The following is a 20828-nucleotide window of genomic DNA, read 5'->3' on the forward strand; positions in this document are numbered from 1 at the left end:
GTCGCGGGCGGGTGCGGGGCGGGTCAGACGGCGGACGCGACGCCGTAGACGACAAGCACCACGGCGAACGCGACGACGGACTGCAGGGCCTGCTGCACGGTCCACGTCTTGAGGGTCGTCTTGACGTCCATGCCCATGAGGCGGCCGACGAGCCAGAACCCGGAGTCGTTGACGTGGGAGGCGAACACGGACCCGGCGGCGGTGGCCAGGGTGATGCACGCGACCTGGAGGGCGCTGAAGTCGCCGGCGGCGACGGCGGGTGCGGCCAGCCCGGCGGCGGTGACGAGCGCGACGGTGGCCGAGCCCTGGGCGACGCGCAGCAGCAGGGCGATGAGGTAGGCGGCCACGATGACGGGCAGGCCGACGGACTCCAGGGCGGAGGCGAGGGCGTCGCCGATTCCGGAGGCGCGCAGCACGCCGCCGAACATGCCGCCCGCGCCGGTGATGAGGATGACGGAGCAGACGGGGCCGAGGGAGGAGTCGAGGACCTTCTCCAGGGCGGTCTTGTCGACGCCGCGGCGGGCGCCGAGCACGACGGAGGCGACGAGCACGGAGAGCAGCAGCGCGACGCCCGAGGAGCCGAGCACGGTCAGGGCCTGCACCCAGGCGGCCTCGGGGTCGACGACCCCGGCGGTGCCGAGGGCGTCGAGGCCGGTGTTGAGGAAGATCAGCACGAGCGGCAGCAGCAGCACGCCGACGACGGTGGCGACGCGGGGCGGGTCGGTGGGCTGGTCGTCGTCGACGTCGCCGAAGAGCGCCGGCACGGGCAGGACGATGCGCCGCCCGACGAACAGGCCCCACAGGTAGCCGGCGACGTACCAGGTAGGGACGGCGAGCAGCAGGCCGACGAGCAGGACGATGCCGAGGTTGGCACCGTAGAGCTCGGTGGCGGCGACGGGCCCGGGGTGCGGGGGCACGAAGACGTGCATGACGGAGAACGCCGCGGCGGCGGGGATGCCGTAGAGCAGCACGTTGTCGCCGCCGAGGCGCCGGGCCACGGCGAAGATGATCGGCAGCATGACGATGAGGCCGGCGTCGAAGAAGATCGGGAACCCGAGCGCCAGGGACGCCAGGCCCAGGGCCAGCACGGCGCGCTTCTCGCCGAAGACCCCGACGAGGGCGTCGGCCAGGACGCGGGCGCCGCCGGAGTGCTCGACGAGCTTGCCGAGCATGGCACCGAGGCCGATGAGCAGCGCGACGCTGGCGAGGGTGCCGCCGAACCCGTCGAGCAGCACGTCGACGAGCGACCCGGTGGGGATGCCGGTGGCGACCGCCGTGAGCAGCGAGACCACCACGAGGGTGAGGAACGCGTGCACCCGGAACCGGATGACGAGCACGAGGATCAGCGCGATCGCGCCGGCGGCGATGCCCAGGAGGGGGCCTGCGCCGAGGGTCTGCGTCCAGTCGTCCATGTCGGATCTCCGTCGATCGAGGTGGGCCGGGCGTGGGCGTCCGTCCCATCGTGGGGTCGGACGACGCCGCCCGCCCACGCTGCCATAAAGTATGACTATTGCCAACCGCGCTGGTCCCGGCCCCGTCGCAGGCCCGGTCCGTAGACTGCGGCCACCGACGGGCGGAGGACGGGCGATGGGCAAGGGGCTGCACGGCGGCGTGCTCGACCGCCTCGGCCGCCGCATCGCCGCGGGCGACCTGCCCGCCGGGACGGTGCTCACGCTCGCCGGACTCGAGGCCGAGCTGGGTGTGTCCCGCACAGTCGTGCGCGAGGCGGTGCGCGTGCTCGAGGCGGTCGGCATGGTCACCAGCCGCCAGCGCGTCGGCATCACCGTGCAGCCCGAGGACGCCTGGCACGCCCTCGACCCCCAGGTGATCCAGTGGCGCCTGGCCGGCCCGGGCCGCTACCGCCAGCTCGTCGAGCTCACCGAGCTGCGCCTGGCCGTCGAGCCCACCGCCGCCCGCCTCGCCGCCCGGTACGCCGACGCGCCCACCCGCGCCCGGCTCGTCGAGCTCGCGGACCGCCTGCACGCCCTGGGCGCCGACGAGCAGGCGGCCTCCGCCGCGTACCTCGACGCCGACGTCGCGTTCCACACCGTGCTGCTGCGCGCCGGCGGCAACCCGCTGCTCGGCATGCTCGGCGGCGCCGTCACCGAGGTGCTCGCCGGGCGGGCCGCGCTCGGGCTCATGCCCGAGGTCCCCGCCGAGCAGTCCCTCGACGGGCACCGGGCCGTGGCGCTCGCGGTCGCGCAGGGCGAGGAGGACGAGGCCGAGCGGCAGACCCGCGCGGTGGTCGAGGAGGTGTGGCGTGCCGTCGTGGCCGCCGCCCGCCGCGACGGCCGCCCGACCCGCTGACCCGGCCCCCGACCGCGGAGCCCCGCGGCCCGGCGGACGTGCCCGTGCTGCTCAGGGGGTGCGCAGCGAGTCCTGCCACTGGGCGTGCAGGGCCGCGAACCGCCCGCCGGCCGCCACCAGCTCCTCGGGGCTGCCGTCCTCCGCCACGCGCCCGTCCGCGACGACGAGCACCCGGTCGGCGTGCATGACCGTCGACAGCCGGTGCGCGATGACCACGGCCGTGCGGCCCACGAGCAGGCGCCGCAGCCCGTCCTGCACGAGCTGCTCGCCGGGCACGTCGAGCGAGCTCGTCGCCTCGTCGAGCACCAGCACCGCCGGGTCGGCGAGGAACGCCCGCGCGAACGACACGAGCTGGCGCTGCCCGGCCGAGAGCCGGACCCCGCGGGTGTCGACACCCGTGGCGTACCCGTCCGGCAGCGACATCACCAGGTCGTGCACGCCGACGGCGCGCGCGGCGGCCTCGACCTCCGCGTCGGAGGCGTCGGGGCGGCCCAGTGCGATGTTCGCGCGCACCGACCCGGAGAACAGGTACGCCTCCTGCGTCACCATGACCACGGCACGGCGCAGGTCGGTGGGGTCGACGTCGCGCAGGTCCACCCCGTCCAGGCGCACCGCACCGGCCCGGGGGTCGTAGAAGCGCGCCAGCAGCTTGGCGACCGTCGACTTGCCCGCCCCCGTCTCCCCCACCAGTGCCAGGGTCTGCCCCGCGGGCACGTGCAGGTCCAGGTGCGGCAGCACCGACGGGCCCGCGCCGTACCCGAACTCCACGTCGTCGAACCGCACGTCGCCCGCCGGGCGGACCACCCGCACGGGTCGCACCGGGTCGGGGACCGTCGGCTCCTCCGCGAGCAGCGCCGAGAGCTTCTCCAGCGCCGCCGTCGCCGACTGGAACGAGTTGTAGAACATGCCCACCTGAGCGAGCGGCGCGAAGAACCGCCGCGCGTACAGCACCGCCGCGACGAGCACCCCCACCTCCAGGCCGCCGTCGAGCACGCGCAGCCCGCCGACCAGCAGCACCGCGGCCAGCGTGACGTTGCCGATGAGCACCAGCCCGGTGTCGAAGACGCCGTTGACGCGGATCGCCTCGGCGTTCGCCGCGCGGTACTCCTCGGCGAGCCCGTCGTACACGCCCGCGACCTCGCGCTCGCGGCGGAACGCCTGCACCGCGCGCACCCCCGTCATGGTCTCGACGAACCGCACGATGACCCGCGCCGCAGCCGTGCGCGAGCGCCGGTACTGCGCCTGCGACCGCCGCTGGAACCAGCGGGTGAGCACCAGGCCGGGCACCACCGCGACGAGCAGCACCAGGCCCGAGCGCCAGTCCAGCAGCACCAGGCTGGTGGCGGTGAACACCATGGCCAGCCCGCTGGCCGCCAGGGTCGTCACGCCGCCGTCGAGGAGCTCGCGCAGGGCCTCCAGGTCGGAGGTCTGCCGCGAGATGATCCGGCCCGAGGTGTACCGCTCGTGGAACTCCAGGCTCAGGCGCTGGGTGTGCCGGAACACCCGGCCCCGCAGGTCCAGCAGCACGGCCTGGCTGACGCGGGCGGCCAGCCGCACGGTGGCGGCGGTGAGCACGCCCGCGGCCAGCGCGGCGGCCGCGTAGACGCCCGCCACCAGCAGCAGCGGACCGGGATCGCCGGCGCGCAGGGCGGGCAGGCCGCGGTCGATGCCCGCCGCCACGAGCGCGGGCCCGGCGACGAGCGCGAGCTGGGCGCCGACCACCACGAGCGCGGTGGCCCAGGCGCGCCGGGCGACGGGCCGCAGCAAGGACCCGAGCAGGGCGAGCGAGCGCGCGCGGACCTCGTGCGCGGGCAGGACCGGGCCGTCGTCGTCGGTGGCGCCCGGTGCGGGTGCGGTCGTGGCGATCATCGGCCCTCCCCCGGGCGCGCGCCGACGCGGGCGCCGTCGCCCGGCGTCCCGTCGGACGCCCGGTCCCGCACCTCGTCGGGGCGGTCGTCGTGCGCCTCCTGCTCGGCGGTGAGCACGTACCGGTAGTGCGGGTGCGTTGCCAGCAGCTCGGCATGGGGGCCGACGCCGGTGATCCGCCCGTCCTCGAGCACGGCGACCCGGTCGGCGAGCGCGACGGTCGACGTGCGGTGCGCGACGACGAGCGTGGTGGTGGTCGCCAGCGTGCGGCGCAGCCCGGCGGTGACCTCGGCCTCGGTGGCGACGTCGAGCGCGGACAACGGGTCGTCGAGCACGAGCACGCGGGGGCTGCCGGCGATGGCGCGGGCCAGGGCGACGCGCTGCCGCTGCCCGCCGGACAGGCTCAGCCCCTCCTCGCCGATGACCGTGTCGAGGCCGCGCGGCAGGGTGCGGGCGAACCCGGCGCGGGCGACGTCGACGGCGCGGTCCACGAGCGCGTCCGCCGCAGCGGGGTCGAGCGTGGCCAGGTGCTCGGCGGGCACCCCCATGAGCACGTTCTCGCGCACGGAGGCGGAGAACAGGATCGGGTCCTCGAACGCCACGGCCACGGCGGCGCGCAGGTCGGCGCGGGTCAGGTCGCGCACGTCGACGCCGTCGAGCAGGACCGCACCGCCCGTGACGTCGTACAGCCGCGGCACGAGCTGGAGCAGCGTCGTCTTGCCGCTGCCGGTGAGGCCGACGAGCGCGAGGGTCTCCCCCGGCTCCAGCACCAGGTCGACGCCGCGCAGCACCTCGCGCTGCGCGGAGCCGTGCGCGAACCGCACGTCCCGCAGCTCGACGCGCGACCCGGCGGCCGGCGCCGGGGGCAGCGCGACCGGCCGCTCGGGGTCGGCGACGGCCGGGGCGGTGTCCATGACCTCTAGGTACCGGTCGGTGCCGGCCCGCGCGTCCAGGGTCATCGCCAGGAGCTGGCCGAGCGCCTCGACCGGACGGCTCATCACCACGGCGGTGGCGAAGAACGCGACGAGGGCCCCGACGCTGACCCGGTCGTCGGACGCGAGCCACACCCCGACCGCGAGCGCCACGGCCAGCGTCGTCTCGGGGATCCAGGCGAGCGCGAACGTCATGCGCGACTGCGAGCGGGCCTTGTCGAGCTCGGTGCCGCGCAGCTCGTCGGCCTGCCGCACGAAGTCCTCGAGGGCGTCGTCGCCGCGGCCGAAGGCCTTGAGCACGCGGATGCCGTGCACGGACTCCTCGACGGACGTCGCGAGGTCGCCGGCCTGGTCGCGGGCGCGGCGGGCGACGACCTTGTAGTCGAGGCGGAACCGGAACCCCAGCGCGACCACCGGCACGGCGCCGGCGAGGTACACCAGGCCGAGCAGCGGGCTGGTGGCGATCATCAGCCCGGCGCCGACGACGACGGTGGTCGCGGCGACGACGAGCTGGATGAGCCCGAACACCATCCACCGGCGCACGAGGTGAAGGTCGCCCATGGACCGCTGCAGCAGCTGGCCCCCCGACCAGCGGTCGTGGAACGCGACGGGCAGGTCGAGCAGGTGGCGGAACAGGTCGGTGCGCATGGCCCGCTCGACGCCCGTGCCGGGGGTGGCGATCAGGGCCCGGCGGCACCAGACGAGGAAGGCCTCGAGGACGCCGAGCAGCAGCACGAGCCCGGCGGCCTGGACCACGGCGGTGCGGGTGCCGCCGGCGACGAGGTGGCCGTTGACGACCTGCCCGAGGACCTGCGGCACGGCGAGGGCGAGGAGGCTGGCGACGAGGGTGGCGACGCCGCCGGCGACGACGCGCGGCACCGCGGGGCGGGCCCAGCGCAGCAGCCGCAGCATCGCGCGGGTCGTCGAGGCGTCCGGCGACGCGGGGGCGGGTGGCACCCGGTCAGCCTAGGCAGGCCCGCCGACGCCCGCCCGGCGCGCACCTGCGGGCGGGGCCGGGCGGGCGTCGTGACGCGGTCAGACGCCGGTGCGGGCGATCGTCGTGTTGTTCGCCTGGGCCCGGGGCCGCACGACCAGCAGGTCGACGTTGACGTGGGCGGGGCGGCTCAGCGACCAGGCGATGACGTCGGCGACGTCATCGGCGACGAGCGGCTGGTAGCCCTCGTAGACCTTCGCGGCGCGCTCGGCGTCGCCGTCGAACCGCACGAGGGAGAACTCCTCGGTGGCGACGTTGCCGGGTGCGATCTCGATGACGCGGATCGGCTCGCCGACGATCTCCCAGCGCAGCGTCGTGGCGAGCATGCGCTCGGCGTGCTTGACGCCGGTGTACCCGGCGCCGCCGGGGTACGCGGCCTGGCCCGCGGTCGAGGTGACGACGAGGACGTCGCCCGCGCCGCGCTCGCGCAGCAGGGGCAGCACGCCCTTGGTCACGCGCAGCGTGCCGAGCACGTTGAGCTCGTACATGGTGCGCCAGCCGTCGAGGTCGGCGTCCTCGACGGTGTCCAGGCCGAGCGCGCCGCCGGCGTTGTTGACCACGGCGTCCAGGCCGCCGGTGTCCCGCACGTGCGCGACCAGGGCGTCGACGTCGGCGTCGGAGGTGACGTCGGCGACGAACGTGTCGGCGCCGGTCTCGGCGGCGAGGGCGGCGAGCCGGTCGGCGCGGCGGGCGGTGGCGACGACGTCCCAGCCCTCGGCGCGCAGGCGGCGCACGGTGGCGGCGCCGATGCCGGAGGACGCGCCGGTGACGAGCGCGCGGCGGGGACGGTCGGTGGTCGAGGTCATGCGGGGCTCCTTGCGGCAGGGCGGACGGTCGAGCATGGCACGCGGCGGCCGGCCCGGTCGGCCGGTCGGACCGGACGGGGGCGGGACCGGGCCGGGCGGGTGCGGGTCTGGCGGGGCGGGTCAGGCGGGGGCGACCTCGGCGAGGGCCTCGGCGAGCAGCGCCACCCCCTCCTCGGCCTGCGCGGGCGTGACGACGCACGGCGGGACCACGTGCACGCGGTTCTCGGCGAGGAACGGCAGCAGCCCGCGGCGCAGGCACGCGGCCTTGAGCGCGCCCATGACCTCGGGGCCGACGGGCGTGCGGGCGTCGCGGTCGGCGACGAGCTCGAGCGCCCAGAACACCCCGGTCCCCCGCACCTCGCCGACCAGCGGCTGGGACTCGGCGAGCGCCGTCAGGGCGGGGCCGAGCACGTCGGTGCCGATCGCGGCGGCGTTCTCGACGACGCCCTCGTCCTCCATCGCCGCGACGGACGCGACGACCGCGGCCATGGCCAGGGGGTGCCCGGAGTAGGTGAGCCCGCCGGGGAAGACGCGCTCGTCGAAGGTCGCGAGGATCTCCTCGCTGACGAGCACGCCGCCGGCGGGCACGTACCCGGAGTTCACGCCCTTGGCGAAGGTCACCAGGTCGGGCACGACGTCGTGCTGGTCGAACGCGAACCACGAGCCGGTGCGGCCGAACCCGGCCATGACCTCGTCGAGGATCAGCACGATGCCGTACCGGTCGGCGATCGCGCGCACGCCGGCCAGGTACCCGGGGGGCGGCACGAGGACGCCGGCGGTGCCGGGCACGGACTCCAGCAGGATCGCCGCGACGGAGGACGGCCCCTCGCACTGGATCACGCGCTCGAGGTGCGTGAGCGCCCGCTCGCACTCCTCCTCCGGCGTCGTCGCCCAGAACTCCGAGCGGTACAGGTACGGGCCGAACACGTGCACGTGGCCGCGCGCGTACTCGTTGGGCACGCGCCGCCAGTCGCCGGTGGCCACCACGGCCGCGCCGGTGTTGCCGTGGTACGAGCGGTAGTGGGAGACGACCTTGTCGCGCCCGGTGTGCAGGCGGGCCATGCGGATGGCGTTCTCGTTGGCGTCGGCGCCGCCGTTGGTGAAGAAGACCTTGGCGAACCGGTCGGGCGCGTGGCCGAGCACGGCGCGCGCGGCGCGGCCGCGGGCGAGGTTCGCGGTGGCCGGTGCCACGGTCGTCAGCTCGGCGGCCTGCGCACGGATCGCCTCGACGACCCGGGGGTGCTGGTGGCCGATGTTGGTGTTGACGAGCTGGCTGGAGAAGTCGAGGTACCGGCGCCCGGCGTGGTCCCACACGGTCGACCCGGACCCGCCGGCGACGACGAACGGCGCGACGGCGCCCTGCGCGGACCACGAGTGGAAGACGTGCGCACGGTCGAGCGCGACGGCCTCGTCGTCGAGCGCGGCACCGGCGGGCGCGGGTGCGTGGGTCGTGCCTGCCATCAGGGCCTCCTCGGGCGGACGCGACGCGTCCTGGTGCGGGTGGTGCAGCGGTGCGGGTGGTGCGGCGGGTGGCCGGTGCGGTGCGCGTGCTGGTGCGCACCGCACCGGCCGGGGGTCAGTTCCCGCCCTCGGCGAGCTCGACGTCCAGCGGCTCGAAGTCCTCGCCGACGACGTCCTCGCCGGCCTCCTCGAGCTCGGCGAGCGCCTGCTCGACGTACTCGGTGGTGTACGCGGACTCCGGCGGCTCGGTCGTGATGATCGTCGCGCCGGTCTCGTTGCTCGTCTCCAGGGCCAGGGCGACGGTGCGGTCCCAGACCTCCTCGTCGACCAGGCCGATGCCGCCGGTCGTGGACGGCCAGATGAGGTTGTTGACCTCGTTGGTCATCCACAGCTGGTGCGACGTGCCGAGCGTGGACCCGGCGGCGGTGACGATCTCCGCGGCCTCCTCCGGGTTGTCCCGGGCGTAGATCCAGCCGCGGATCGTGGCCTTGAGGAACTTGACGGTGGTGTCCTGGTACGCCTCGTCGGACTCCAGGCGCTCGGTGTCGGCCCAGACAGCGTCCTGGAGCATGGCGACGCCCTCGTCGTTCCAGTCGATGACGGTGAAGTCCTCGGGCTGGTAGAGCTCGCCGGTGTCGGGGTCGACCGTCTCCAGCAGCTGGGCGTACTCGTTGTAGGTCATGGCCTGCGCGGCGTCGATGTCGCCGTTGAGCAGGCCGAGCATGTCGAACGCCTGCGTCACGAGCTCGAAGTCCTCGACCCCGGCCTGGTTCAGCCCGGCGAAGAGCTCCCACTCGTTGCCGTAGCCCCAGGAGCCGACCTTCTTGCCCTCGAGGTCCGCGACGGACTCGATGCCGGAGTCCGCGAACGCGACCTGCAGGGTCGCGGACCGCTCGAAGATCTGCGCGACGTTGGTGATCGCGGCGCCCTGCTCGATGGAGCCGAGCACCTTGGGCACCCACGCGACCGCGTAGTCGACCTCGCCGGCCGCGAGCGCGTCCTGCGGGACGATGTCGCCGCCCGACGGCAGGATCTCGACCGCCAGGCCCTCCTCCTCGTAGTAGCCCTGGTCGACCGCCGCGTAGTACCCGGCGAACTGGGCCTGCGTGAGCCACTGCAGCTGCAGCGTGACGGGCGTGAGCCCGTCGGTGGACGCCCCGCCTGCGGCGCCGTCGTCCGAGCTCGAGCACGCCGTGAGCAGCAGACCTGCTGCTGCCACGGACGCGACGGCCGCCCCCCAACGCGTCGTGGTCCTCATGTCATCTCCCCTCGGTGGTCGCGTGCCCGGGCGGGCACGTGGGTGCTGCGGGTCGACCGTCCTGGCGGCGTCGGCAGGCGGGCGTGCGAGGGACGGGTGCGGCGCTCACGCGCCGGCCCGTCGGGTGACGAGGTGCTCCGCGGTGGCGGTCACCCCGTAGAACAGGAGGCCGACGACGATGCCGCCGAGCACGTAGGCCCACGCCTGGGCGTAGTTGGAGCCCGAGGCCGCCGTGGTGATGAACGACCCGATGCCGGAGCGGGGGCCGCCGAAGTACTCGGCGACGATCGCGGAGATCACCGCCAGGGACGACGCCATGCGCAGCCCGGTGAACACGAACGGCACCGCCGTGGGGATGGTGACCGTGCGCGCGACCTGCACCGACGACGCGGCCAGCGCCCGCATGAGGTCGCGGTGCACGGGGCGGACCTGCCGCAGCCCGCGCAGCGCGTTGACGTAGACGGGCACGAACACCGCGAGCGCGGCGACGATGACGCGGGCCTGCTCCGAGCTGGCGCCGTACATCGAGTACAGCACGGGTGCGAGGGCGACGACGGGGACGACGGCCAGGGCCGCGACGACGGGCTCGGCGAGCACGTCGACGACCCGGACCATGGCGGCGACGACCGCGAGGAGCACGCCGAGGGCGGCGCCGACGAGCAGGCCGAGCAGGGCGTTGCGGCCCGTGACCAGGGCGGCGGACGTGATGGGTCCGGCGTAGGTGGTGGCCTGGTCGGCGATGGCGGCCGGGCCGGGCAGCACGAACGGCGGCAGCTGCGCGAGCACGACGAGCGCCTGCCAGGCGGCGAGCATCGCGGCGAGCAGGAGCACGGGCGGCAGCACCTGGCGCAGCACGCCCCAGGTGGCGTCCAGGCCGCGGGTCATCGCACGTCCACGCCGCGGGCGGCGGGCTGGGCGGCGGGCGCCGCACCCGGCTGGCCGGCGTGCAGGGCGTCGCGGACGCGGGCGACCGCGGCGAAGAACGCGGCGTCGTTGCGCAGGTCGTCGCCGGTGTCGTCGTGCGGGCCCGTCCCGCCGAGCGCGGCGGCGTGCCGGTCGAGGCCGACGTCGACGATCTCGCGGATCTGCCCGGGGCGCGGCGACATGACCACGACGCGGTCGGACAGGAACACGGCCTCGGGGATGGAGTGGGTGACGAACACGACGGCCGCCCGGGTCTCGGCGCAGATCCGCAGGAGCTGGGCCTGCAGGTGCTCGCGGGTCATCTCGTCGAGGGCCCCGAAGGGCTCGTCCATGAGCAGCAGCGACGGCTCGTCGGCCAGGGCGCGGGCGATCGCGACGCGCTGCTGCATGCCGCCGGACAGCTGGTCGGGGTGGTGGTCGGCGAAGTCGGTGAGCCCGACGAGGGCGAGGAGCTCCTCGGCGCGGGCGCGGCGGCCGGCGCGGCCGGTGCCGGCCAGCTGCAGGGGCAGCTCGACGTTGGCCCGCACGGTCCGCCAGGGCAGCAGCCCGGCCTGCTGGAACGCGATGCCGTAGTCGCGGGCGAGGCGGGCCTCGCGGGCGCTGCGGCCGAAGACCTCGACCGTGCCGGAGGTGGGAGTGTCGAGGTCCGCGACGAGGCGCAGCAGGGTGGACTTGCCGCAGCCGGAGGGGCCGATGAGGGAGACGAACTCCCCCGCACCGACCGTCAGGTCGACGTCCTGCAGGGCCACGACCTGGCGGTCGCCGCGGCCGAAGGTGCGGGTGACGTGCTCGGCGCGCACGGCGACGGCCGCCGTGGTCGTGGTGGTGCGCGTGGTGTGCGTGGTGGTCGTGGTGCCGGGGTGGGGGCCGGTGTCAGGGCCGGTCGGGTCGGGCTGCTGCGTCGCGCTCACTGCGCCACCTCCACACGTCGGTACCGTCGAAGACCGTGGCCCAGCAGGGCCACGAGGCCGGCCGCGAGCAGGCCGAGCGCGACGGCGCCGAAGATCGGCGCCCACGGCTTGGGCGGGTCGCTGGCGGCGAAGTTGGCGAACTCGAGGATCATCCGGCCCAGGCCGCCGGGCATGCCCGTGGCGACCTCGGCGACGATCGTGCCGACCACCGCGTTCGCGGCGGCCAGGCGCAGCGCGGGCAGCAGGTGCGGCACCGACGCCGGCAGGCGCAGCCGCACGAGGGTCGTGCCCCAGCCCACGCCGTAGGCGCGCAGCAGCTCGACGTGGATCGTGTCGGGCGACTGCAGGCCGCGCAGCATCCCGACGGCCACGGGGAAGAACGCCAGGTAGCTGGCGATCACCGCGACCGACATCCACGGCTGCCACTCGAACGTCCCGAGCTCGAGCTGCGCGCCCCACGAGCGGACCAGGGGTGCCAGGGCGATGAGCGGGACGGTCTGGGAGAGGATCACCAGCGGCAGCACGGCCCGCTCGACGACCCCGAACCGCTGCATGACGACCGCGAGCAGCGCACCGACCAGCACGCCGATCCCCCACCCGGCGGCCGCGACGCCGAGCGACAGCCCGCCGGCGCGGAGCACGGCCAGCCACAGCGGCTCGGCGCCCGTCGCCCCCGAGACGGGCTCGGCGAGCCGGGCGACCATCTCCCACGTGTGCGGCATCGCCAGGTCCGTGGTGCGGGGCAGGAGGCGGGTCTCGCCGACCGACCAGCCGTCGTCGGGGCCGAGGAGCTTGTACGCCTCCCACAGCAGCGCGACGGCCAGGACGGACGCCACGGCCACCAGCGGGCGGACCCGCAGCAGGCGCGCGAGCACCGACGGACCCGCCCGGCCGGGCGCCGGGGCGACGGGGAGGGGCGCCCCGGTGGTGCCGGCCGGGACGGTGGTCGTGGCGTCCGTCGTGCTCATGCGGTGGCCACGACCTGCTCGGCCAGCGCGGGGATGATGCGCTCGCCGTACATGCGCATCGTCTCCTCCTTGTTGTCGTGCTGGAGGTAGAGGGCGAACTGGTCGCAGCCCAGCGCCTGCAGCTCGCGCAGCCGCTCGACGTGCTCGTGCGGGGAACCCAGCAGGCAGAACCGCTCGACGATCTCGTCGGGCACGAACCGCGTGTGGGAGTTCCCCGCCCGGCCGTGCTCGTTGTAGTCGTAGCCCTCGCGCTCCTTGATGTAGTCGGTCAGCGCCTTCGGGATCGCGGAGTCCGTGCCGTACCTCTTCACGATGTCGGCGACGTGGTTGCCGACCATCCCGCCGAACCAGCGGCACTGCTCGCGCATGTGCGCCCGCTCCGAGGGCGACGCCCCGTCGCCGACGTACCCGGGGGCGGCGACGCAGATCTTCACCGCGTCCGGGTCGCGCCCGGCGGCCTCGGCCGAGTCGCGCACGGCCTTGACCATCCACGCCGTGATGTCGGGGTCCGCGAGCTGCAGGATGAAGCCGTCGCCGACCTCGCCCGTCAGCTTCAGGGCCAGCGGCCCGTACGCGGCGACCCACACGTCCAGCTCCGAGCCCTTGGCCCAGGGGAACCGCACGGTGCGGTCCCCGACCTGCGCCGGGCGGTCGTTGGCGAGCTCGCGGATCACCTCGATCGAGTCGCGCAGCGTCGCCAGGTTCGACGGCCGCCCGTTGAGGGTGCGCACCGCGGAGTCCCCGCGGCCGATGCCGCAGATCGTCCGGTTGCCGTACATCTCGTTGAGCGTCGCGAACAACGAGGCCAGCACGGTCCAGTCCCGCGTCGCGGGGTTGGTGACCATCGGGCCCACGACGACCTTGCGGGTCGCGGCGAGGATCGCGGAGTAGATGACGAACGGCTCCTGCCACAGCAGGTGCGAGTCGAACGTCCACACGTGGCTGAAGCCGTGGGTCTCCGCCTGGCGGGCCAGCTCCACCGTCCGCGACGCGGGCGGGTGGGTCTGCAGGACGACACCGAAGTCCATGGGGGTCTCCTCTCAGACCAGGTACTGCGACAGGCCGCGCTTGACGTACCGCCCGTGCCCGGGGCGGCCGTGGTAGCCGGCGTCGTCGACGAGGACCTCGCCGCGGGACATGACGACGTCGACGTGACCGTCGACCTCGAAGCCCTCCCACGCGGAGTGGTCCATGTTCATGTGGTGCGTCTTGCCGACGCCGATGGACGTGTGGCCGGCCGGGTCGTAGACCACGACGTCGGCGTCCGCACCGGGGGCGATGACGCCCTTGGTGCCGTACAGCCCGAACATGCGCGCCGGCGTGGTCGACGTGAGCTCGACCCACCGCTCCAGCGTGATCTCGCCGGTGACGACGCCCTGGTACATCAGGTCCATGCGGTGCTCGACCGACCCGATGCCGTTGGGGATCGCCCGGAAGTCCCCGACGCCCAGCTCCTTCTGCCCCTTGAAGCAGAACGGGCAGTGGTCGGTGGAGACCATCTGGATGTCGTTGGTCCGCAGCGCCTGCCACATGTGGTCCTGGTGCCCCTCGGCCCGGGCCCGCAGCGGCGTCGAGCACACCCACTTCGACCCCTCGAACCCGGGGGCGCCGAGCTGCTCCTCCAGCGAGAGGTACAGGTACTGCGGGCACGTCTCGCCGAAGACGTTCTTGCCGTTGTCGCGGGCCCACGCGAGCTGGGCGACGGCCTGCTTGGCGGACACGTGCACCACGTACAGGGGCGCGTTCGTGACGTCGGCCAGCATGATCGCCCGGTGCGTGGCCTCCTCCTCCAGCTGCCAGGCGCGGGCCACGCCGTGGAAGTACGGGTCGGTCTTGCCCTGTGCGACGAGCTGCGCGGCCAGGACGTCGATCGCGGGCCCGTTCTCGGCGTGCATCATCGTCAGCAGGCCCAGCTCGGCGGCCTTCTGCATGGCCCGCAGGATCTGGGCGTCGTCGGCGTAGAACACCCCCGGGTACGCCATGAACAGCTTGTAGCTGGTGACGCCCTCGTCGACGAGGGACTCCATGGCCTTCAGGGAGTCCTCGTCGACGCCGCCGACGATCTGGTGGAACCCGTAGTCGACGGCACAGTTCCCGGCCGCCTTCTCGTGCCACGCGGCCAGACCGTCCTCGACGCGCTCGCCGGCGCGCTGCACGGCGAAGTCGATGATCGTCGTGGTGCCGCCCCACGCCGCGGCGCGGGTGCCGGTCTCGAAGGTGTCCGAGGCCGCGGTGCCGCCGAACGGCAGCTCCATGTGCGTGTGGGCGTCGATCCCGCCGGGCACGACGTACTTGCCCGTGGCGTCGAGGACCTGGTCGACCGACGCCGCGAGGTCGTGCCCGAGCAGCGTCGATCCGGGGGCCAGGACCGCGGCGATCGTCCCGCCGTCGACGAGCACGTCGGCGGCGGTGCGGCCGGTCGCCGAGACGACCGTGCCGCCGCGGATGAGGGTGGTGGCCATGGGTGTCCTTCCGTGCGACGAGGGGTCAGGGGGCGACGATCGGGCCGTACGCGTCGGGCCGGCGGTCGCGGAAGAACTGCCAGCGCTCGCGGACCTCGCGGATCTGGTCGAGGTCGAGGTCGCGGATCAGCAGCTGGTTCTCGCTGGTCGAGCCGACCTCGCCGACGTAGTTGCCGTCGGGGCCCACGGCGTAGGACGAGCCGTAGAAGTTGACCGCCTCGTCGCCGTACTCGTTGTCCTCGAGCCCGACGCGGTTGTTGGCGATGACGAACATGCCGTTGGCGACGGCGGCGGCGGGCTGCTCGATCTCCCAGAGCTTGTTGGAGATGCCGGGCGCGGTGGCGTTCGGGTTGAACACGATCTCGGCGCCGTTGAGGGCCAGGACCCGCCACCCCTCGGGGAAGTGCCGGTCGTAGCAGATGTTCACGCCGATCTTGCCCGCGGCGGTGTCGAACACCGGGTACCCGAGGTTGCCGGGCCGGAAGTAGAACTTCTCCCAGAACTTGGGCAGGTGCGGGATGTGGTGCTTGCGGTAGCTGCCGAGCACGGTGCCGTCGGCGTCGATGACCACCGCGGTGTTGTAGAGGACGCCGGGCTGGTCCTCCTCGTAGATGGGCAGGACGATGACGATGCCGAGCTCGGCGGCCAGCGCGGCGAACCGCTGCGTGGTGGGGCCGGGCACGGGCTCGGCGTAGTCGTAGTACTTGGTGTCCTGCGTGATGCCGAAGTAGGGGCCGTAGAAGAGCTCCTGGAACCCGATGACCTTGGCGCCGGCGGCGGCGGCCTCGCGCGTCCAGTCCTCGTGGAGCGCGATCATCGACTCCTTGTCGCCGGTCCAGGTGGCCTGGGTGAATGCGACGCGTACGACGGTCATGGGTCCTCCGGGCTCTCGTGCGGGGTGCGTGGGCGCGGTGCGGTCCGGGCGCCCGTCGGGGCGACGCGGTGCCGTGGCGCCGAGGAATGTGACTGTCCGGCTTGGACATTTCTGCGGCGTAACCCGGCGTTTGCGTCGCGGGAACTTCCGGGGCCGGTGTGTGAACTCTTGGACCGACGTCCGGGACGAGCGGGACGCCGGGACCCGGACGGGCGTCCACCACCGGTGCACGGCCCACGCACACGCGCCCGTAACACGGGCAGGGCAGCATGCGCCCATGCAGCCCCTGGAGCTGGCCGCGCTGGTGACGGACCGGTCGCCGCGCGGGATCGCGGGGACCATCGCCCGCATGGTGCACACGGGCGACCTGCTGCCCGGCGACCGCCTGCCCACCGTGCGGGCCCTGGCCACCGCGCTCGGGGTCAGCCCGGCCACGGTCGGCTCGGCGTGGCAGACGCTGGCCACGGCCGGCCTGGTGATCTCGCGCGGGCGGGCGGGCACCTCGGTGCTGCCCGGGCCCGCCGGGCGCCTGCCCCCGCGCTACCGCGACCTGGCCGACGTCCCGCCGGCCCGGATCGACCTGGCCGCCGGCACCCCCGACCCGGACCTGCTGCCCGACCTGGGCCCGGCGCTGGGCCGCGTCGCGGCGCGCGTGCGCGTGGCCCGGACCGCCGGGTACCTGGAGGACCCGGTCGTGCCCGAGCTGGAGCGGCTGCTGCGCACGTCGTGGCCGTTCCGCCCGCAGCGCCTGACCGTGGTCGACGGCGCCGTCGACGCCCTGTCGCGCGTGCTGGAGCAGATCACGGGCTTCGGCGACCGCGTGGCCGTCGAGGACCCCGGGTTCCCGCCGGTGCTGGACCTGCTCGACCACCTGGGCCTCGAGCGCGTCGCGGTCCCCCTGGACCGGCACGGGCTGCGCCCGGACGCGCTGGCCGACGCGCTCGCCGCGGGGGTCCGGGCGGTCGTGCTGCAGCCGCGCGCGCACAACCCGACGGGTGTGAGCCTGACGCCGACCCGCGCCCGGGAGCTCGCGGCCGTGCTGCGCGCGGGCGACGGGCACGCGTGGGTCGTCGAGGACGACCACTCCGGGGAGATCGCGTCCTCGCGCGACGTGAGCCTGGGCACCCTGGTGCCGGACCGGGTGGTGCACGTGCGCTCCTACTCCAAGTCCCACGGTCCGGACCTGCGGATCGCGGCGGTCGGCGGGCCGGCCACCGTGCTCGACGCGCTCGTGGCCCGGCGCATGATGGGCCCGGGGTGGACGTCGCGCCTGCTGCAGCACGTGCTGGCCGACCTGCTGACCGACGCGCAGGCCGTGGACGCGGTGCAGCACGCGCGGCGCGTGTACTACGGGCGGCAGCGGGCCCTGTGCGCGGCGCTCGCCGAGCACGGCGTGCACGTGCCGCCGGGCGACGGGATCAACCTGTGGCTGCCCGTGCACGACGAGCGCACGGCCCTGGTGCGCCTGGAGGCGGCGGGCGTGCGGGTGGCGCGCGGGCGGCCGTTCTTCTCCGTCCCGCCCCACCCGCACGGGTGGGTGCGCGTGACGGTGGGGCTGCTGCAGACTGCGGACGTCGCGCACGTGGCCCGGGCGCTGGCGCTGGCCGCCGCCCCCTGACGGGCGGTCGTTCGCCGAGGGCGGACGGTCCGGGACCTCCGTCCCGTGGACCCGGGATACCCCCCGGGGTATAGTCGGTGCATCGACCACCCGCCCCGGAGGCCCCGCATGCAGCTCGACCCGACCGAGATCGCCCCCGCCGTCACCCGCCTGCGCCGCGCGCAGGGCCAGCTCGCCGGCGTCCTGCGGATGCTCGACGAGGGCGCCGACTGCAAGTCCGTGGTGACCCAGCTCGCGGCCGTGTCCAAGGCGCTCGACCGGGCCGGCTTCGCGATCATCTCGACCGGCATGGCCCAGTGCCTGCGCGACCCCGACGGCGAGGGCACGCTCGACCGCGACGAGATGGAGAAGCTCTTCCTCTCGCTCGCCTGAGCCCACCCGGCCCGCGTCCCCCCGCCGGGCCCGCCGCAGGACCGGCACCGCCCGCCCGCACGCCCACCCACGGGCACAGGGCAGCGGCGGCGGTGCCCCCTGCCCACCGCACCACCCGCAGCCCGGGCGCCCCGGGCCCCACCCCAGGGAGCACCCGTGAAGATCGTCATCGTCGGAGGCGTCGCCGCCGGCATGTCCGCCGCCGCCCGCGCCCGCCGCCTCGCCGAGGACGCCCAGATCGTCGTCCTCGAGCGCGGCCCGCACGTCTCGTTCGCCGCCTGCGGCCTGCCGTACCACCTGTCCGGCGAGATCGCCGACGCCGACGACCTGCTGCTGCACACCCCCGCGTCGCTGCAGGCCGCGCTCGGCCTGGACGTGCGCACGCACAGCGAGGCCGTCGCGATCGACCGCACCGCCCGCACCGTGCGCGTCGCCGGCCCGCAGGGCGAGTACGACGAGCCGTACGACGCGCTGCTGCTGGCCCCCGGCGCCGTGGCCGTCGCCCCGCCGCTGCCGGGCCTCGACCTGCCCGCCGTGCGCACGCTGCGCACCGTCGCCGACGCCGTCGCCCTGCGCGAGCGCGTCGACGCCGGTGCCCGCCGCGCCGTCGTCCTCGGCGCCGGGTTCATCGGCCTGGAGGCCGTCGAGGCGCTGCGGCACCGCGGCGTCGACGTCGACCTCGTCGAGCGCGCCCCGCAGGTGCTGCCGCCGCTGGACCCCGAGCTCGCCGCCCTCGTCGCCGGCGAGCTGGCCGACCACGGCGTGCGCGTGCGCGCCGGGGTCTCCGCCACCGGCGTCGAGGAGGCGCCCGACGGCGGCGTGGTCGTCGTGCTCGACGACGGCACCCGCCTGCCCGCCGACCTCGTCGTGCTGTCCGTCGGCGTGCGCCCCGACTCCGCGCTGGCCGCCTCCGCCGGGCTCGACGTCGACGCGCGCGGTGCGATCGTCGTCGACGCCGCCCAGCGCACGTCCGACCCGCACGTGTGGGCCGCGGGCGACGCCACCGCCGTGGTGCACGCCGTCACCGGCGCCCGCGGTCCCGTGCCGCTCGCCGGGCCCGCCAACCGCGCCGGGCGCACCGCCGCGGACTCCATGCTCGGCGCCGAGGTCGCCTCCCCGCCCGTGCTCGGCACCGCCGTCGTGCGCGTCATGGGCCTGACCGCCGCCGTCACCGGCGCCAACGCCGCCATGCTCGCCGACGTCGAGCACCACACGCTGCACCTGCACGGCGGGCACCACGCCGGGTTCTACCCCGGGGCGCAGGCCGTGCACCTCGTCGTGCACGTGGGCACCGACGGGCGCCTGCTCGGCGCGCAGGCCGTCGGCCGCGAGGGCGTCGACAAGCGCATCGACGTCATCGCCACGGCCATCCGCGCCGGGCTGCGCGCCACCGACCTGGCCGACCTCGAGCTCGCGTACGCCCCGCCGTACGGCGCCGCCAAGGACCCGGTGAACATGGCCGGGTTCGTCGCGCAGAACGTCCTCGACGGCACCCTCGCGCTCTGGCACGCCCGCGACCTCGACGCCGTGCGGGCGTCCGCGCTCGTGCTCGACGTGCGCGGCGACGCCGAGTGGGCGTCGGGCCACCTGCCCGAGGCCCTCCACGTGCCGCACACCCAGCTGCGCGACCGGCTCGACGAGGTCGTCGCCGCGGCCGCCGGGCGGCCCGTGCGCGTGCACTGCGCCAGCGGGGTGCGCTCCTACCTCGCGCACCGGGTGCTCGTCGCGGCGGGGCTGGACTCCGCGTCGCTGTCGGGCGGCATGCAGACCCTGCGCGCCGTGCACCCCGACCTCGAGCTGGTCACCGAGGCGCAGCGGGTGCCGCAGCCGGTCTGAGCCGACGGCTTGCCCCCGGCGGGGTCCCGGAGCGTAGGGTGACGCCCCGGAACCCCGCCGGGCGAGTGGTGGGGTCGCACCGCCCCCGGCTGGGACGGTCCTCCGCGGCGTGACGTGCGCCGACCCCTCCACGAGCGCCCGACGACGTGCGCGCACGGCACCGACCCGGAGCACCCATGCCCTCCCTCACGTCCGCACCCCTGCGCACCGCACGCCGCACGACCGCCGCCCTCACGCTCGTGCTCGCGCTCGGCGCGTGCAGCACGGCCGGCACCGCCGCGCCCGTCACCGGCGCCACGGGTGCCGCGCCCGACCCCGCGTACCCCGTCACGCTCGACAACTGCGGCACCGAGGTCACCCTCGACGCCCCGCCCGAGCGCGTGGTCACCATCAAGTCCTCCACCACCGAGCTCGTCGCCGCGCTCGGCGCCGCCGACCGCCTCGTCGGCACCGCGTTCAGCGACGGCCCCGCCCCCGACGACCTCGCCGCCGCGCTGGCCGACGTCCCCGAGCTGTCCGAGCAGGTGCCCGGGCAGGAGGCGCTGCTCGAGGCCGCGCCCGACCTCGTGCTCGGCGGGTGGGAGTCGAACTTCTCCGCCGACGGCGCCGGCGAGCGCGACGCGCTTGCCGCGCTGGGCATCGCGACGTACGTGGCGCCGTCCGCGTGCAAGGAGGCCGGGTACCAGCCCGACCCGCTGACGTTCGACCTGGTGATGGCGCAGATCCGCGAGGCCGGCGCGCTCCTGGGTGTGCCCGACGCCGCCGAGCAGGTCGTCGCCGAGCAGCAGGCGGTGCTCGACGCGGTCGAGCCCGTCGACGGGGTCACGGCCCTGTGGTGGTCGTCCGGCGAGGACTCCCCCTACGTCGGCGCCGGCATCGGCGCACCGCAGATGATCCTGGGCGCCGCCGGGCTCGACAACGTGTTCGCCGACGTGCACGACACGTGGACCTCGGTCGGGTGGGAGCAGGTCGTGGACGCCGACCCGGATGTCCTCGTGCTCGTCGACGCCGCGTGGAACACCGCGGCCGACAAGAAGGCCGCGCTGGCCGCGAACCCCGCGACCGCGCAGCTCGAGGCCGTCCGCGAGGAGCGGTACGTGGTCGTCCCGTTCGCCGCGACCGAGGCGGGCGTGCGGAACGCCGACACCGTCGCCGACGTCGTCGACCAGGTCACCGCGCTCGGCCTCGACGGCTGAGCGGACCGGTGACGGGCAGGGCGACGGTGGGCGGCACCGCGGT

At 75.2% G+C, this 20828-nt stretch carries 17 protein-coding genes; 5 read left to right on the forward strand and 12 right to left on the reverse strand.

Annotated elements, in window-relative coordinates:
• Nucleotides 1–23: 23 nt before the first annotated feature.
• The gene (locus FBY24_RS18515) at nucleotides 24–1412 is read right to left on the reverse strand and encodes a GntP family permease (protein ID WP_142162851.1); all 1389 of its coding nucleotides are present in this window, start codon (nucleotides 1410–1412) and stop codon (nucleotides 24–26) included.
• 175 nt (nucleotides 1413–1587) lie between these two features.
• On the opposite strand from FBY24_RS18515, the gene FBY24_RS18520 reads away from it, so the two are divergent.
• Complete coding sequence (locus FBY24_RS18520) at nucleotides 1588–2307, forward strand: FadR/GntR family transcriptional regulator (protein ID WP_142162853.1); 720 nt, start codon at nucleotides 1588–1590, stop codon at nucleotides 2305–2307.
• A 51-nt stretch (nucleotides 2308–2358) separates the two neighbouring features.
• On the opposite strand, the gene FBY24_RS18525 is transcribed toward FBY24_RS18520, so the two are convergent.
• The 11 genes from FBY24_RS18525 to FBY24_RS18575 all read right to left on the reverse strand — a co-directional run bounded on the left by FBY24_RS18525 (nucleotide 2359) and on the right by FBY24_RS18575 (nucleotide 15763).
• Nucleotides 2359–4176 carry an ABC transporter ATP-binding protein gene (locus tag FBY24_RS18525; protein WP_142162855.1) on the reverse strand — a complete coding sequence of 606 codons (1818 nt, stop codon included), beginning with the start codon at nucleotides 4174–4176 and terminating at the stop codon, nucleotides 2359–2361.
• Entirely contained in the window at nucleotides 4173–6017 is a 1845-nt protein-coding gene (locus FBY24_RS18530; RefSeq protein ID WP_142163752.1) for an ABC transporter ATP-binding protein, read from the reverse strand. The genes FBY24_RS18525 and FBY24_RS18530 overlap by 4 nt, the downstream gene beginning before the upstream one ends.
• 123 nt (nucleotides 6018–6140) lie before the next feature.
• The gene (locus tag FBY24_RS18535; RefSeq protein WP_142162857.1) at nucleotides 6141–6905 is read right to left on the reverse strand and encodes an SDR family oxidoreductase; all 765 of its coding nucleotides are present in this window, start codon (nucleotides 6903–6905) and stop codon (nucleotides 6141–6143) included.
• Between the two features lie 120 nt (nucleotides 6906–7025).
• A complete protein-coding gene (locus tag FBY24_RS18540) occupies nucleotides 7026–8366 on the reverse strand; it encodes an aspartate aminotransferase family protein (RefSeq protein ID WP_142162859.1) in 1341 nt (446 codons plus the stop codon).
• 115 nt (nucleotides 8367–8481) lie between these two features.
• The gene (locus FBY24_RS18545; RefSeq protein WP_142162861.1) at nucleotides 8482–9624 is read right to left on the reverse strand and encodes an ABC transporter substrate-binding protein; all 1143 of its coding nucleotides are present in this window, start codon (nucleotides 9622–9624) and stop codon (nucleotides 8482–8484) included.
• A 105-nt stretch (nucleotides 9625–9729) separates the two neighbouring features.
• Nucleotides 9730–10509, reverse strand: coding sequence for an ABC transporter permease (locus tag FBY24_RS18550; protein WP_142162863.1), 780 nt, complete (start codon nucleotides 10507–10509; stop codon nucleotides 9730–9732).
• Entirely contained in the window at nucleotides 10506–11348 is an 843-nt protein-coding gene (locus FBY24_RS18555; RefSeq protein WP_142163754.1) for an ABC transporter ATP-binding protein, read from the reverse strand. The genes FBY24_RS18550 and FBY24_RS18555 overlap by 4 nt, the downstream gene beginning before the upstream one ends.
• 107 nt (nucleotides 11349–11455) lie before the next feature.
• Nucleotides 11456–12427: an ABC transporter permease gene (locus FBY24_RS18560; RefSeq protein ID WP_142162865.1), complete on the reverse strand. Its 972-nt coding sequence runs from the start codon at nucleotides 12425–12427 to the stop codon at nucleotides 11456–11458.
• The gene (locus FBY24_RS18565; RefSeq protein ID WP_142162867.1) at nucleotides 12424–13455 is read right to left on the reverse strand and encodes a TIGR03842 family LLM class F420-dependent oxidoreductase; all 1032 of its coding nucleotides are present in this window, start codon (nucleotides 13453–13455) and stop codon (nucleotides 12424–12426) included. The genes FBY24_RS18560 and FBY24_RS18565 overlap by 4 nt, the downstream gene beginning before the upstream one ends.
• A 12-nt stretch (nucleotides 13456–13467) precedes the next feature.
• Nucleotides 13468–14889: a dihydropyrimidinase gene (gene hydA / locus FBY24_RS18570; protein WP_142162869.1), complete on the reverse strand. Its 1422-nt coding sequence runs from the start codon at nucleotides 14887–14889 to the stop codon at nucleotides 13468–13470.
• Between the two features lie 25 nt (nucleotides 14890–14914).
• Nucleotides 14915–15763 carry a nitrilase-related carbon-nitrogen hydrolase gene (locus tag FBY24_RS18575; protein WP_140460365.1) on the reverse strand — a complete coding sequence of 283 codons (849 nt, stop codon included), beginning with the start codon at nucleotides 15761–15763 and terminating at the stop codon, nucleotides 14915–14917.
• 277 nt (nucleotides 15764–16040) lie between these two features.
• On the opposite strand from FBY24_RS18575, the gene FBY24_RS18580 reads away from it, so the two are divergent.
• The 4 genes from FBY24_RS18580 to FBY24_RS18595 all read left to right on the forward strand — a co-directional run bounded on the left by FBY24_RS18580 (nucleotide 16041) and on the right by FBY24_RS18595 (nucleotide 20785).
• Nucleotides 16041–17381 carry an aminotransferase class I/II-fold pyridoxal phosphate-dependent enzyme gene (locus tag FBY24_RS18580; protein ID WP_142162871.1) on the forward strand — a complete coding sequence of 447 codons (1341 nt, stop codon included), beginning with the start codon at nucleotides 16041–16043 and terminating at the stop codon, nucleotides 17379–17381.
• Between the two features lie 108 nt (nucleotides 17382–17489).
• Nucleotides 17490–17753 (forward strand): metal-sensitive transcriptional regulator, encoded by a 264-nt coding sequence (locus tag FBY24_RS18585; protein ID WP_140460363.1) that lies wholly within the window; start codon nucleotides 17490–17492, stop codon nucleotides 17751–17753.
• Nucleotides 17754–17909: 156 nt separating this feature from the next.
• The gene (locus FBY24_RS18590) at nucleotides 17910–19589 is read left to right on the forward strand and encodes an FAD-dependent oxidoreductase (protein ID WP_142162873.1); all 1680 of its coding nucleotides are present in this window, start codon (nucleotides 17910–17912) and stop codon (nucleotides 19587–19589) included.
• Between the two features lie 176 nt (nucleotides 19590–19765).
• A complete protein-coding gene (locus tag FBY24_RS18595) occupies nucleotides 19766–20785 on the forward strand; it encodes a putative F420-0 ABC transporter substrate-binding protein (RefSeq protein ID WP_142162875.1) in 1020 nt (339 codons plus the stop codon).
• Nucleotides 20786–20828: the final 43 nt, after the last annotated feature.

Origin of the sequence: Cellulomonas sp. SLBN-39 (genome assembly GCF_006715865.1) — a bacterium.
GTDB lineage: Bacteria > Actinomycetota > Actinomycetes > Actinomycetales > Cellulomonadaceae > Cellulomonas.